We start from the raw sequence: 13918 nt of genomic DNA on the forward strand, positions 1-13918 counted from the left end.
TGAGGCTTGACCCTATAACACCCAAGGGGTCTGGTCGCAGTGACAACGATGACTACCGGATACGCGCGCTGGGCGAGAAAGAACGCCTGGCACGAGAGACGATCACACGACACAGCATGATGTGCATTGAAAGTTACGCCTGACGACCATAGCGAGCGTGAACCACCTGATCCCTTGCCGAACTCAGTAGTGAAACCGCTTAGCGCCGATGGTAGTGTGGGGTCTCCCCATGCGAGAGTAGGTCATCGTCAGGCACTTATTGTGAAAAATCCCCCGGGGCTCGCGCCTCGGGGGATTTTTTTTTGCATGCAGGAAAAGGCGGCAAGGCACTCTTCAGCGTGATGGATCAGCCGCTAACCCCAGCAGCACTTTGTGCTGCATCGCCGGCTGAAGCCAGCTCCCACAATGTAGAGGCAGGTCAATCCATAATGCCTACAAAACATGGCTGGAATTTACTATTTACGCTTTTTTGCGTCAGGCAGCTATCCTGATATGGGTGGTTATGACGCACTGTTGTCTTTAGAATGATATGGCACGTTGATGGAAGGGTAATCTGCGCTTTATCTCAGGAGGAGAAACAACATGAATGGACAATGGATCAAGAAATTATCAGCGGCGGTATTGATGGCTCTGCTCGCGGGCGGTTTGGCTGCCTGTGATAACCAGGGGCCTGCTGAAGAGGCAGGTGAAAGTATTGATGATAGTATTGGAAGCGCCGGCGAAAGCATTGAAAGCGCGGGTGAGAGTATCGAAGAGGCTGCTGAAAACTAATTCACTATGTTGATTTAAACGGTTGATTAGGTTGCCCTGTGGAAAGAAAAACGGCCGCTAAAAGCGGCCGTTTGAAGGTATAGCTCCGCGTTTTAAGCGCCAGGGTTTTGCTCAATACCTTGCACATACCAGGGCGCTTGGTCGCGCATTGCACGGGTTAAGTGCCACGACTCGTTGAACTCGGTCTGCTCTCCATTCTCCTCTATAACGCCATGAAAGATCACGCTTGCCTCAGCATGCCCTTCGTATTCGTTAATATCCCCCAATTCGGCAAATAAACGTACGATGTCGGTACGGTTATTGGCAGGATGCTGAGCACGCTCGGAGCGTAGCAGGTTATAGAGCTCGGGAGTGACATACTCCTGAATCTGGCTAAAGTCGTTATTGTCCCAGGCGCGCTGCAGCGTCATAAAATGCTCTTTAGCACCGTTTAAAAACGGCTCTTTATCAAACCAGGTCGGCGTGCTTTGCAGGTTGCTTGCCAGGCTACCAGGCACAGCGCCTACTGAGCCAGCAGCAGGCGCTGATGGTACGTGCTGTGTGCGTTGGTAGTTGGGTTCGGAAGCATGCGCTGGACGTCGCTGGCGAATAAACGCACGGAAAGCGATCATCGCAAGCACTGCGATACCGACCACCATGAGCAGGTCCATCATTCTTAGCTCATCAAAGGCACCGCCGAAAAAGAGTGCGGCAATTAGCCCACCAGCCAGAAGACCGCCCATCATACCGCCCATTCCGCCTCTACGTGCTGCCGCACCCGCTTGGCCCTGTTGCTGGCCACCTTGCGCTTGTTGTGTACTGGGAGTGCTGGCCGGGCGGTCCGCAGAACGGGACATGCTGCCCATATTGCCACCACCCCCCATACGACGCGCTTCCGCATGCTCCACCGCAACGCTAAACCCCATAACGCTGACCAGCAGCATGACAAACAATTGTCGTAACATGGCAATCTCCAATGTTCAAAGCCTTAAGAAAATAAGCCCAATGTAATGAGCGTGTAGAAAGCGTTGGGCAGCTAGTTTAGCGCCTCAGCTGTCAGAATGGGCTATCTTAATGGCACTAATAAGCATAAAGAATAAGAGGAAGGTATGCGCCTACAACGAGATCGTAGCCTATTGTTAATGATCGACTTTCAAGCAGGATTACTGCCGGTGGTTGAAGGCGGTTTGCAGGTAATAGAGGAGGCCGCCTGGCTTGCAAACGTAGCAGAAGCCTTGGCAGTGCCTGCATGGCTTACCGAACAATACCCTGAAAAACTCGGGGGAACAGCGCCTGGTTTGATAAGGGAGTTGGGTGAGCATCAGGTTTGGCAAAAACATCATTTCAACGCCATGGAAGAGCCAAAATTTGCCCGAGCATTAAAGGCCCAGTCGGTGCAACAAGTCGTGATCTGTGGCACAGAAGCACACATCTGTGTGTTGCAGAGCGCGCTTGGCTTGCTGGAAGCTGGATATAGTGTGTACTGGCTAAGTGAAGCGACAGCCAGCCGACGTTGTGAGGAAGCTCGCTTTGCGCGTGAGCGTGCTTGTGCTCAAGGCGCCATTGCGGTGACGGCGGATATGGTGGCTTACGAGTGGCTTGATCGCTGTGATACCGCGCTATTTAAAGAGGTGCATCGCCGGTTGCTTAAGCCGCGCTCCTCACGCGGCGTAACTTTTTTTTAGCAAAAGGGGGAAACGTTTATCGGTCGGCTTCTTTGCGTGTGAACACCAGCGTATCGCCCTCAGAAGCCGCTGCATCAAATTGGTAGCCTGCCACGTTAAATGCTGTAAGCGCTTCAGGGTCATTCACCTGCTGATGAATAATCCAAGCGCTCATCAAGCCTCGAGCCTTTTTGGCATAAAAGCTGATGATTTTAAACGTGCCGTTTTTCTCATCTTTAAACACCGGCGTGATGACGCGGGCGTTCAGCTTTTTGGCATCTACCGCTTTAAAGTACTCATTAGAAGCAAGATTCACCAGAACCTTTGAGCCGCTTTCTGTAATAGCCTGATCAAGGGCGTTGGTCAGTGTAGGCTTCCAGTACGCGTATAAATCCTTACCCGCCTGATTAGACAGTTTGGTGCCCATCTCCAGTCGGTACGCCTGGATTAGATCCAGTGGGCGCAGTAAGCCATACAGGCCTGACAAAATACGCAAGTGCTGCTGGGCAAACCGGTTATCCGCATCGCTGAATGTTTGCGCCTCCAGGCCAGTATAAACATCGCCTTGGAATGCTTGAGCGGCAGGTTTGGCATTCTCTAGTGAAAACGGCGGCTCCCATTCAGCAAAGCGTGCTGCATTAAGGCCAGCAAGCTTGTCGCTGATGCCCATCAGCTCACTGATCTGCTGAGGTGAATAATCACGCAGGATATCGATCAGCGCTTGGCTTTCCGTTAGAAAACCGGGCTGTGTCACCTGGTGAGTGGTGGAGGGCGTTTCAAAATCCAGCGTTTTCGCTGGCGAAATAACGCTTAGCAAGGTGAGCTCCTTCGGCCGATGCAAAACCAGATAAGAACAAAATCATGGCCGATAGTATATCAAGCCTCGGCGTTGGCCGAGGCTATCGCTTTAATAGCGTGTGTATCAATGCTTAGGGGCAGGGGTTTGGCATCCGGCGATGAATATCCTCAATCGCGCTAAGCACATCGTCGTCCAGCTTAAGGCTCTCACTGGCCAGGTTGCTTTCCAACTGGTCCAGTGTGGTGGCACCAATAATATTGCTGGTAAGGAAGCTGCGTGAATTAATAAACGCCAGTGCCATTTGTGCGGGGTCAAGGTCATGTTCGCGGGCCAGCTCAACGTAGGCCTTTGTCGCCGCCTCCGCCTCTGGTGAGGTGTAGCGCTTAAAACGCTCATAAAGCGTCAGGCGGCCTTTTTCGGGCCATGCGCCATTAAGATACTTGCCAGAAAGAACGCCAAAGGCCAAGGGAGAATAAGCCAGCAAGCCTACGTCTTCGCGATGAGCAATCTCCGCCAGGCCCACTTCAAACGAGCGATTAAGCAGGTTGTAAGGATTTTGTATGGAGGCCACTCGCGGTAGATCCATTTTTTCGGCCAATTGAAGCGAGCGCATGACGCCCCACGGGGTTTCATTGGAGAGGCCGATCGATCTGACCTTGCCAGCATCCACCAGCTCCTTGAGTGCAGAAAGTGTCTCTTCAAGCGGCGTGGCATCTTCATTCTCCTGATGCGCGTAGCCCAGCTTGCCGAAAAAGTTGGTGTTGCGGTCTGGCCAATGCAGCTGATAAAGATCGACATAGTCCGTTTGTAAGCGCTCAAGGCTTGCGTCGATGGCTTGGTGAATATGGTCACGCGTTAAGCGTGGGCCACCTCGGATATGCTCAGGCCCGGGGCCTACCGCCTTGGTGGCGATAATAACGTCATCGCGGTCGCCACGCTGTTTCAGCCAGCTGCCCACATAGGTTTCCGTTAATCCTTGCGTTTCGGCTTTGGGCGGTACGGGGTACATCTCAGCTGTATCGATAAAATTGATACCGAAAGCGACGGCGCGATCCAGCTGTTCGTGAGCTTCTGCCTCACTGTTTTGCTCGCCAAACGTCATCGTACCAAGGCAGAGCCGACTGACCTCAATTCCCGTTCTGCCAAGTGGGCGCGTTTGCATTTTTGTCTCCTCGCTAAAGCGAAAATTATCGCCGAATGGGCGTTTGTAAAGGTGATGAATGACGGTGTGTGAGAGGCATGTTAGCGAGGCTATTTGAAAGCAGCAAATCAATGGGGTTGAGTCGTTGCAAAGGCAGGCGTATGCTTGCCACCCCATTGGCCGGCTGACCCCGGTTTTTCGTGTGATTGGCAGTCAAATGATGTAGTGACCGCTAATTCAATATCTCAACAAATTGGCAGGGTGGTTTGCCATGCCGCAGGCATCATCTTTGTTTATTCGGCTAGAGTTTCGTTTAGCTGAACGGCTGTTTCAAAACCGTTGGTTGTTACCGCGTTCAGAGCGCACACAGCGTCTTACCATGCGTTTGTTCAAGCGCTGCGCTGAAGCGGGGCATCCTGATGCACTGTCCGTTTACGGGCATATGCTGTTTCATCGTAGCTTATCGCCGCAGGACAAAGCGCGGGGGGCACGCTATGTGGTGGAAGCCGCTCAAGCGGGTGATGTGAAGTCGCAGTACCAGGTGGCCCAGATCTACGAGCACGGCTGCGCGCAGTACCCGCGCCGTGAAGATTATGCAGTAACGTGGTATGCCCGTGCGGCGCAGTCCGGTCACTATTTGGCTGCTGAGCGGCTGGCCAGCGCCTATCGTTTGGGTGAGCTAGGCTTAAGCATAGATGCGAGCCAGGCTACCTACTGGGAACAGTTCGCTGAACATCATCCGCACAACGATGTGACCGCCGCGTAATGATTGAATGAGGAAGTCAGTGTCCGAGACGCTACCCACTGTATTAGATATTGAAGCGTCCGGATTTGGGCGTGGTAGTTATCCCATAGAAGTCGGCATTGCACGTGCTGACGGTAGCTGCTGCGCGTTTCTTATTCAGCCACTGGATGAGTGGACGCACTGGGACCCTAAAGCAGAGCTCTTGCACGGTATTTCGCGTGATCGCTTGTACCAGGAAGGGCACCCTGTTCGTCAGGTGGCCCAATGGCTCAACGATGAGTTAAGCGGGTTAGGCAAAGCGTACAGCGACAGCTGGGGCTACGATAATACCTGGCTTTCGCTGTTGTTCCACCATGCCGGCATGCTGCCTCGCTTCCGCCTGGAGGCGCTGCGCATTTTGTTGAGCGAAGAGCAGCAAGCGATATGGAGCGGTACCAAAGAGGCCATGATTACCGAGGTCGATATCCATCGTCACCGAGCGGGAGACGATGCCCGTCTGCTCCAGCTCACCTATCAGCGCACCCGCAACGTTATCCACGGCGCGTAGCGCGCTTGCCATGTCTGCCTTGCTCACCTCTACCTAAGCTGGCTCTCCAGCGCGTCAAGTAGCGCCTCTGGTGTTACCGCGTCCAGCAGCATATCGCGTGTCGTTTGAGCTAGAAAACCCTGCGTCACGGTGTTGTCGAGAAATGCCAGTAGTGGTGTATAAAACCCCTCGGTATCCAGTAGGCCCATGGGCTTCTCATGCAGGCCTAAATAGCCCCAGGTCCAAATCTCAAACAGCTCCTCAAAGGTACCGATACCGCCAGGCATGGCAATAAACGCATCGGCGTTAGCGGCCATGGTGGCTTTGCGTTCATGCATGTTGGGCACGCGGATCAGCTCGGTGAGTCCAAAGTGCGCCTGCTCGCGCTCTACCAGATGGTCCGGCATAACGCCTATCACGTTGCCGCCTGCCGCCAGCGACGCATTAGCAAGCTCGCCCATTAGGCCAATACGCGCGCCGCCGTATACCAGGGTGTGCCCCCGCTCTGCCAGCACAGTACCTAATGCCTGGGCCGCTTGACGATAAGTCGGGCTGTTACCTTCTCGTGAGCCGAGATAAACGCAAATTCGGGACATTAATTGGGTTCCTTAACGCTTATGAGAGAAGCGGTGTTATGGAAGGTGCTGGTCTACCTGGTAGTGCTCATCCATCCACTGACCAATCACATTATCGCCACATAAATGATGGGCATACTGAGTGTGCAGGCAGCGTATCTGTTGCCAGTTGCTGATACCGCCAATGCCACGCTCGGTCAACACATCGGTGTATCCCAGCCGTGCAACCTCTGTGCACTGGGCGTCGCTCATATAATCCCAGCGGGCTTTTACATAGTCACGATGGCTTTGCTGATAATGCGCTAGAAATTCTGGCTCTTCTTGCAGGCGCTGCTCAAGTGATTTGATAACCCCCACCGCTTCAATGCGTGAAATTTCTACCTTTAGTACATCAGAACAGAGCCAGTACAGGGTAGGAAAGGGTTTGCTATCAACAATCGGCGCCATACGCAGCACCAGCGGTGTGCCTTCGCTATCAGTGGCGGCAACGGCTTCGATGCCACGTGGTGCGCGGCCTAACTGCTGGGTAATAATCGCCAGCTGACGCTCATCGGGCGCCTGGTTGGTGCGGATCACCATTAGGTTGGTCTCTCACGAACGGTCGTCTTGAACAAATTTATTGGAGCGGCCAACAGCACGAAAAAAGCAGCGATTCAACTGCTCAGGAGACGCTACATAGCACCATGTCCGCTCGCAATACTCGGCGGCCCGCGCCATTAGTACGTCATAAAGGCGGTTAAACGGGGCATCATAATCGTAAGGGTCAGCCCCAAACAAGCGGATATGCGGATAGTCTGCAAAGCGCTCAATAAAATAGCGCTCAATATCCGCTTCGACAGCGCGATGCTGCGCGGTATTGTCAGGGTCCAGCCAGAGATTATAGCGAATGGCCATGCTGTGCTCCTGGTCGCCCCGTCCGGCGGGTTGGTGCGTTAGGCGGGCGCATCTTGTAAGTGAGTCGACAAGGCGTCGCGCAGCGTGCCCTCAATAGGTACGGCGCATTTAGCCTGGTGATCGTACTGTACCATCACCGTGTGGCCGAGATTGGCGAGCGTGCCATGTTGGCGTGCTTCCTGAGTGACGGTAAATGAGCTATTGCCCAGCCGCGTTAAGTAGGTGCGTAATTCGACGTCATGGCCGTAAAACAGTTCTGCACGGTAGTCGATTTCCATCCGCGCCATTATCAAACGCCACTGCTTCGGGTTCAGGTCAGGTGTAAAAAGCTTGAATAGGTCGTTGCGGGCCAGCTCAAGCCAGGCGGGTAGGCGCGTATTGTTAATATGGCCCAGCGCATCCGTATCGTAAAACGCCGGCTCAATCGTACGGGTAAACATGGCAATCACCTTATCGTTGGCAGGAGTTGTAAATTCAGGCAAGCGTTCGGTCAAGCCGTTTGCCTGTTGCCTTCGCGTCGCTTGGAAAACCAGCGCTGGACTTGTAGCCAGCCCAGCAGCCATAGCGTTGCTACCAAAAAACCGGCCAGCGTGCCCCAGGCAAGCCCCAACGTTTCATACGTATAAGAGACACACAGGGCGTAACTTAACAGCGAGCCCAGCCCCACGGGGTAGTGTTTGATAACGGTCGCGGTAGGCGCGGGGCCTTGGGTTATATGCAAAATTAGCAGGAAAGGCAGCATGGTGACGGGGAAAGCCGCCAACGTGCCTGCCCAGGCAGGCGGTACCCAATGGGCAAGGCTTGTGATGGCAAAGACAATAAGCGTCGCCAGCAAGGCGCGAATACATAAAGCACCCCATGAGAAAGACTGACGTGCAGTGGCCAGACTGTCGGGTATTCGCCGGAAAATCCACGTAAAAAATACGATAGCGCAAAGCGTCACCAGCGTACCCGTCAAGCGAGTAAAATCGAACTGGGCAAGCACCAGGCTTGCCATAAGCCATAGAGTGATCGCGCCTGCCATTCCGCTAGCAACACCCTTCAAGCCGGGTTTACGGCCGCAAAGCCAGTAACCCGCGCCAAGTGCCATGGTCGCGGTAAAGCCCGCGAGTGTATGAATGGCACTTTCAGCGGAAAACGTTGGGGATATCTCCAGACCAATAAAGAACAGTGCCAGCGCGGTACCCAAAGGGTAGCCTGATAAAAGCCCTGCCACTTTGGGACTCACACGTACAGCAATCGCCCCCAGTCCCAGCACCATCGTGACTGACACCGCTACTTTGGCTAATTGCCAGCTAATCGGAACGTCCAGCATCAATGACTATCCTTATAATTGATTAAACATTTTTCTTCGTTTGTCAGCCAGTATATCCGCGCGCGGCACACCAGGCCGCGCTATCGAAAACGTTAACGTTTTTTTATACTAAACGTAGTCCCTGCTGATCGCGCCAGGCCGCCTCCAAAGCACTTTTTAGTGGTACTTGAAGGTGGGCTGGAAGCGCAGAGTGCGCGGCCTCTAACGTGTTAAACGTGCGGTTGCGCAGCCAGCAGTAAGCCCAGGCACTGGCTTCAGCCTCGCTTTGAGGTGTTGGCTTGGCAGGCATTTGGTTGAGCAGAAAAACCGCTGTGCGGGGTGCCCACAGCGGAATGTCATCCTCACGTGTTTGGCTCCAGTGTTTAAGCATTGCCCCATCGGGCGTCGTGTCCGGCGTGCCCAGTTTGGCAACCCGTGCGGTTTCCGCCAGTATGAGCGCTAACTGGTCAGCATCGGCCTGACCAAGCGCTTGCCATTGCCGCAATAGCGCTGATAATCCTGTGCGTACCTTGGTATAAAAATCATCTTGCGGCATGCTCGTTACCAACCTTCGTCAATAAGTGAGATCTGTTATGGCTTTTGATTTTGCCACGCCTATCGAGCGACGCCACCCCGAAGGTGGCTACTCATCCCAAAAATGGCATCGCTATAACGGTGAAGTACTGCCTCTATGGGTTGCCGACATGGATTTTTATTCGCCGCCCGCGGTGATTGAGGCGCTACAAGCACGGGTCGCTCATGGTGTTTACGGCTACGGAGAAGTGCCTGCTACGTTAACAGAAACGCTCTGCACATGGAGCGCTACGCACTATGACTGGACGATCCAGCCCGACTGGCAGCACTGGCTGCCGGGTGTCGTGGCCGCGCTCCACTTCGCCACGCTGGCGTTAACCCAGCCAGGCGATGGCGTGCTAACGGTAGCGCCTATTTATCCACCGTTTTTAGCCGTCGCTGAGCGTACCGGGCGTTTGCCCCAGCAGGCCATGCTGGCCGCGCCTAAACGCCCAGGCGAGCCATGGCAGTTGGATATTAGCGCGATTGAAGCCGCCATCACGCCCAAAACACGCATATTACTCTGGTGCCATCCGCATAATCCGACCGGGCGGGTTTGGAGCCGTGAAGAGCTGGCGCCATTGGTGAAACTGGCTGAGCAGTACGATCTATGGGTTGTCTCTGACGAACTACACTGCGACCTACTGTTGGATAAAGATGCTCAGCATCGCCCGTTAGCGGCTATGTTTCCTGAACTAGCCAAACGCACGATTACCCTTTGGGCGCCCTCTAAAACCTTTAACCTGGCGGGGTTAAGCAGCGCATGTGCGATCATCCCTGACCCCGAAGTGCACCAGCGGTTTGCCGCTGCCTGCAAGGGCCTGTTGCCCGATGTTAACGTGCTGGGATTAGTGGCGGCAGAAGCGGCGTATCGCGAGGGTGAACCGTGGCGTCAAGCGCTGCTGGATGTGCTGCGTCAGCACCGCGCCACGCTTGAAGCACGCGTTGCCAACTGGCCGGGTGTGCATCTAAGCGCACCGGAGGCAACCTATTTGGCTTGGCTTGATATGAGGGAAGCGGGGCTGGGAGAAACGCCTTACCAAACGCTCAAGGAGCAGGCCGGTGTGGCGCTTTCAGACGGGGCAGCGTTTGGCTACCCCGGCTTTGTTCGACTAAATTTTGGTACTACGGGTGCTCAATTGGAAGCAGCATTAACGCGCATGGATGCGCTATTGAAGCCTTAGCCATTAATAAAGCAGCGCAAACAGCTTGCGGCGATAGGCGACCGTCAACGGGTGGTCGGCGCCTAGCGCATCAAACACCTGCAACAGCGTTTTACGTGCCGCGTCGTCGTTGTAGGTACGGTCGTGCTTCATTAGCGTAAGCAGTGCTTCAAGCCCTGCATCGTATTGACCATCGGCCACTTGGCGCAGGGCGCGCTGGAACTGCGCTTCGCTATCGTCGCGCTCATCCAAGGCCGCAATGTCTTCTGCAGAAAGCGCTTGTTCACTGAACGTAATGCTGGCGCGTACGCCACGTGCTGCGGGGCCATCGCGCTCTTCGGGGGGGAGATTTTCCAGCACGCTGCGCGCCTCATCTCCGCGCCCTTCAGCCACTAATACGCGGGCAAACGCCACTTGGTAGGCGTAGTGTTCCGGGTATTGCGTCACCAGGTCCTGGTAAATGCCGTGGGCTGTTACGGTGTCGCCTTGCTCAAGCGCCGCCTCGGCCTGCTCTTCAGGGCTTTCTGGTGCATCGGCTGGGGCAGGGAAGTAGCGGCCTAACCATTCACGCACCTCTTTCTCGGGCAGTGCGCCCTGAAAATTATCCACAAGGCCGCCCTGGCTCACCAGTTTAACGTCCGGTACCGCCCGCACACCCAACTGTGCAGAAATTTCCGGGTTAGCGTCTGTATTTAGCTTACCAAGCAGGAAGGTGCCCGCGTATTCGAGCGCCAGCTTCTCCAGTACCGTCAGCAGTGTGGCGCAGCTACTATCGGCTGGTGAGTAGCAGCCCAGTAGTACTGGCACTTGCATTGACGCTTCCAGCACTTGCTGAATGTTGCTCGCATCAAGTTCGACGATCACATCTTCAGGGCGCACTGGCGCACGTTCGGTGTCAGCAGTATTCGTGCTTGCGGTATCCGCTGTCAGCGGTTTGCCGGTGCGAGGATCAATGATTGACATGGGTAAGCTCAGCTTCGCAGAAAAATAATTGCTTATGATATGCAGGCAGTCACCGCCATATTCAAGCCGGAACGATGCTAATCATGTAAATCTGAAGAGAAGGCTAGGCCAAGAGGAAAAATATAGGAGCAAGCACTGCTCTAAAGGAGTCTATTAGCACTTTATATCGACAGCTCTTGAGAGTGGCTTCGACGAGACGGTGACGCCAATGCGTGCAGCGCGCGATAGCATCACCATTTAGCCTCGTAAGCGCTATCGTTAGCCTTGCTGCATTTGTTTTCCTAGCCAACTAGCGATGAGGGGTAGCATCGCTACGATCAAGAAAACACGCAGTACATGGTGGGCTGCCACCATGGCGGGATCTATGGACAACGCAAGCGCTACGACGCCAAGTTCCGGCGCCCCCCCAGGTAAATAGGATAAGAACAAAGGCGTGTTGTCCAACCCTATAATGGGCGCAAACAACAGGGCTGCAACGAAGGAGCCAAAGGTAAGGAGTACACCGATCACCGCCGCTAGCCAACCATCTTTTAAAATTTGTGGAAGGGAGTAATTCGCGAATCGCGCTCCTACTCCTGCGCCAATGACAATCTGTGCTGCGCTGGAAAGCAAGGGAGGGACATGCACCGTTAAAAGATCAGTCGCGTGCAGTAATCCCGAGCTGAGTAATGGAATCAATAGCATCGCTGAGGGAAAGTTTAATCGCCAGGCTAGCCAGCCGCTGGCTATCGCCACCAGGGCCAGGATTCCATGGTTAATAGGATCGATTGCTTCCGCGTGAGTGAAGCTTGCAAGACTAGCGTCAGCGAGGTTAATACCGGATGTCGCCTGGATGATGATGGGCGCTGCAATTAGCAATACCACTAAGCGCGCGGTATGACAAAGGGCTACGCGGCTGACTTCGGCTCGGTAATTCTCTGCCAAAACTGAAACGACTGAGAGTCCTCCGGGTATGGCGGCGAACAAAGCAGTTACTCTATCCATTTTCCCGAAGCGATAGAATATTTGATAGGCAATGAAACAAAATGCCAGCGATAACACACTCATGACAATCAGGCTTATGGTCCAGTCCCCGGCTTGTCGTACGATTTCTGGGGTAAAACTGGTTCCTAGCATCGTGCCGATAGCGACCATAGCGTAACTGCGCCAAGGGTTTGGAAAACGAGGCTGAAAAGACGTCGTCTGAGTGCACAAGAGTGATGCCGTTAGGCTGCCCAGTACCCATGGCAACGGTAGAGAGAGTGCAAAAAAAGCGAGTCCGCCTAACGTGCCGATGCCAAAGGTAATGCCTCCCCGAAGTTGAGGAGGCATTTGTTTAATTAGATTCATGGCTAGCGCGGCGGGAGCGGAAGGCTTTTAATGCGGGGGCTCCAATTAAAACAAGCAGCATTATGATGAAAAGAGCAAGAGCAATGGGCCGCTCCATCATATATTCAAAAGGTCGGCCACCGGACACCTGTAAGGTGCGCACGACTTCTCCTTCCATCATGCGGCCAAGCAGTAAACCGATGACTGTTGCCGCGACGGGATAGTTGTTTTGTCGCATGAGCCAGCCAAGTCCTGCAAATGCGGCAACTGTTAGCGGCCCAGCGATAGTGCCGGTTATGCCATAGCCGCCCCAGGCACACATTGCTAATACACTGGGCACTAGGTAAGCCAAGGGAACGCGCACCACCATGCCCAGTAAGCGCAGGCTAAGTAATCCCAGAAATGCGAGAAGTACTACTTGGCCCAGATTGCCGAGAATAATCGAATAGACGATATCGGTCTGGTCTCTTATAAACGATGGCCCACCAATAATGTTGTGAAAAGAGAATGCGGCCAGAAGCACTGCAGTCGCAGCCCCACCAGGAATGCCAAGCGCTAATAGCGCCGTCATTGAGCCTCCCTCCGAGCTGGAGTTCGCGGACTCGGCTGCCACGACACCCTCGGGTGCTCCTTGGCCGAACGCTTCAGGCGTTTTCGACGTTCGTTTGGCCTCACCATAAGAGACCAGATTAGCTACCGATGAGCCCACGCCTGGGATGGCGCCGATCACTGCGCCGATGAGGCTACCTCGTAGTAAGATGCCGGGATGGCGAAATGTCTGCCCAACGCCTTTGAGAATAAGCGCAAAAGATATATTACGTTGAGCCTCATTTTGTACCAGAAATGAGCTTCCTCTCAGGCGTAACAACTCAGAAGCGGCGAAGATGCCGATCATGGCGGGTACTACTGGGATGCCATCAAGGAGGTAGGGGTTGCCTATCGTCGTGCGCATAATACCCGTCGTGGACATACCAATTTGACTGAGCATGAGCCCCAGGAAGCCAGCCAGCAGGCCCTTGGCCATACTGCTATCGTTGAGTGTCGCGATGAGGGTTAATCCCCACAGCACCACCACGACCATTTCCAGCGGGCCTATCTTAAGTACAAAAGCAGCCAGTGGATTGATTAACAACATCAGCAGGCTATAACCCACGAAAGCGCCCACAACTGAAGCGCACAGGCCCAGGCCCAAGGCTTCATTGTGTTGTCCCTTTCGCGCCATAGGGTATCCGTCAAATGCCGTCGCAATTGACGAGGATGACCCCGGGATGTTCATAAGAATAGCGGTTACCCCGCCACCGTAGGCACCGCCAGTAAATATGGCGGTTAAAAACAGCATGGCTTGAAGAAAATCCATACCAAAGGTTACGGGCAAGAAAACGGCCATGGCCATGGAAATTTGCAGCCCGGGAATCGACCCAAAAACGAGACCGATTAATAAGCCCGGAATAACCCAAAGCCAAGGGCTTAGATCAGTAAAAAGATGGGAAAACGCCTGAGATAATGCGAATTGATCAATCATG

General features: G+C 54.1%; 17 protein-coding genes and 1 rRNA gene. 6 read left to right on the forward strand and 12 right to left on the reverse strand.

Annotation, left to right across the window (positions count from 1 at the left end; all coding sequences use genetic code 11):
• The first annotated feature begins 138 nt into the window (after positions 1-138).
• Positions 139-254, forward strand: a 5S ribosomal RNA gene (gene rrf / locus INT20_RS03075).
• Positions 255-582: 328 nt separating this feature from the next.
• Positions 583-771, forward strand: a complete 189-nt coding sequence (locus tag INT20_RS03080; RefSeq protein WP_193055153.1) for a hypothetical protein — start codon at positions 583-585, stop codon at positions 769-771.
• A gap of 92 nt (positions 772-863) precedes the next feature.
• On the opposite strand, the gene INT20_RS03085 is transcribed toward INT20_RS03080, so the two are convergent.
• Positions 864-1715: a Tim44 domain-containing protein gene (locus INT20_RS03085; protein ID WP_172119062.1), complete on the reverse strand. Its 852-nt coding sequence runs from the start codon at positions 1713-1715 to the stop codon at positions 864-866.
• A 144-nt stretch (positions 1716-1859) separates the two neighbouring features.
• Here INT20_RS03085 and INT20_RS03090 point away from each other — a divergent pair, with 144 nt between their 5' ends.
• The gene (locus tag INT20_RS03090) at positions 1860-2435 is read left to right on the forward strand and encodes an isochorismatase family protein (RefSeq protein ID WP_193055154.1); all 576 of its coding nucleotides are present in this window, start codon (positions 1860-1862) and stop codon (positions 2433-2435) included.
• Between the two features lie 16 nt (positions 2436-2451).
• Here INT20_RS03090 and yaaA read toward each other — a convergent pair whose 3' ends face one another.
• Together yaaA and INT20_RS03100 are read right to left on the reverse strand one after the other, a co-directional pair.
• On the reverse strand, positions 2452-3231 hold the full coding sequence (yaaA, locus tag INT20_RS03095; RefSeq protein ID WP_172119060.1) for a peroxide stress protein YaaA: 780 nt from the start codon (positions 3229-3231) through the stop codon (positions 2452-2454).
• A 112-nt stretch (positions 3232-3343) separates the two neighbouring features.
• Positions 3344-4375, reverse strand: coding sequence for an NADP(H)-dependent aldo-keto reductase (locus INT20_RS03100; protein ID WP_193055155.1), 1032 nt, complete (start codon positions 4373-4375; stop codon positions 3344-3346).
• Between the two features lie 250 nt (positions 4376-4625).
• Between INT20_RS03100 and INT20_RS03105 the strand changes: the two genes are divergently transcribed.
• Positions 4626-5120 carry a tetratricopeptide repeat protein gene (locus tag INT20_RS03105; protein ID WP_193055156.1) on the forward strand — a complete coding sequence of 165 codons (495 nt, stop codon included), beginning with the start codon at positions 4626-4628 and terminating at the stop codon, positions 5118-5120.
• Positions 5121-5139: 19 nt separating this feature from the next.
• A complete protein-coding gene (locus INT20_RS03110; RefSeq protein ID WP_193055157.1) occupies positions 5140-5646 on the forward strand; it encodes a hypothetical protein in 507 nt (168 codons plus the stop codon).
• A 29-nt stretch (positions 5647-5675) separates the two neighbouring features.
• Here INT20_RS03110 and INT20_RS03115 read toward each other — a convergent pair whose 3' ends face one another.
• The 6 genes from INT20_RS03115 to INT20_RS03140 all read right to left on the reverse strand — a co-directional run bounded on the left by INT20_RS03115 (position 5676) and on the right by INT20_RS03140 (position 8944).
• Positions 5676-6221, reverse strand: coding sequence for an LOG family protein (locus INT20_RS03115; protein WP_193055158.1), 546 nt, complete (start codon positions 6219-6221; stop codon positions 5676-5678).
• Positions 6222-6257: 36 nt separating this feature from the next.
• Positions 6258-6779 (reverse strand): DUF501 domain-containing protein, encoded by a 522-nt coding sequence (locus INT20_RS03120; RefSeq protein WP_193055159.1) that lies wholly within the window; start codon positions 6777-6779, stop codon positions 6258-6260.
• Between the two features lie 12 nt (positions 6780-6791).
• A complete protein-coding gene (locus INT20_RS03125; RefSeq protein ID WP_193055160.1) occupies positions 6792-7094 on the reverse strand; it encodes a hypothetical protein in 303 nt (100 codons plus the stop codon).
• A 38-nt stretch (positions 7095-7132) separates the two neighbouring features.
• A complete protein-coding gene (locus INT20_RS03130; RefSeq protein ID WP_193055412.1) occupies positions 7133-7534 on the reverse strand; it encodes an acyl-CoA thioesterase in 402 nt (133 codons plus the stop codon).
• A gap of 50 nt (positions 7535-7584) precedes the next feature.
• Positions 7585-8409: a hypothetical protein gene (locus tag INT20_RS03135; protein WP_193055161.1), complete on the reverse strand. Its 825-nt coding sequence runs from the start codon at positions 8407-8409 to the stop codon at positions 7585-7587.
• A gap of 103 nt (positions 8410-8512) precedes the next feature.
• Positions 8513-8944: a hypothetical protein gene (locus INT20_RS03140; protein ID WP_193055162.1), complete on the reverse strand. Its 432-nt coding sequence runs from the start codon at positions 8942-8944 to the stop codon at positions 8513-8515.
• Between the two features lie 37 nt (positions 8945-8981).
• On the opposite strand from INT20_RS03140, the gene INT20_RS03145 reads away from it, so the two are divergent.
• Positions 8982-10145, forward strand: coding sequence for a MalY/PatB family protein (locus INT20_RS03145; RefSeq protein WP_193055163.1), 1164 nt, complete (start codon positions 8982-8984; stop codon positions 10143-10145).
• 3 nt (positions 10146-10148) lie between these two features.
• Here the strand turns inward: INT20_RS03145 and INT20_RS03150 are convergent, their stop codons facing one another.
• The 3 genes from INT20_RS03150 to INT20_RS03160 form a co-directional block, all read right to left on the reverse strand.
• The gene (locus INT20_RS03150; protein ID WP_193055164.1) at positions 10149-11087 is read right to left on the reverse strand and encodes a co-chaperone YbbN; all 939 of its coding nucleotides are present in this window, start codon (positions 11085-11087) and stop codon (positions 10149-10151) included.
• A gap of 258 nt (positions 11088-11345) precedes the next feature.
• On the reverse strand, positions 11346-12416 hold the full coding sequence (locus INT20_RS03155; RefSeq protein WP_319022158.1) for an AbrB family transcriptional regulator: 1071 nt from the start codon (positions 12414-12416) through the stop codon (positions 11346-11348).
• Positions 12403-13917 (reverse strand): tripartite tricarboxylate transporter permease, encoded by a 1515-nt coding sequence (locus tag INT20_RS03160; RefSeq protein WP_193055165.1) that lies wholly within the window; start codon positions 13915-13917, stop codon positions 12403-12405. The genes INT20_RS03155 and INT20_RS03160 overlap by 14 nt, the downstream gene beginning before the upstream one ends.
• Position 13918: the final 1 nt, after the last annotated feature.

Source organism: Halomonas citrativorans (assembly GCF_014898005.1).
GTDB lineage: Bacteria > Pseudomonadota > Gammaproteobacteria > Pseudomonadales > Halomonadaceae > Vreelandella > Vreelandella citrativorans.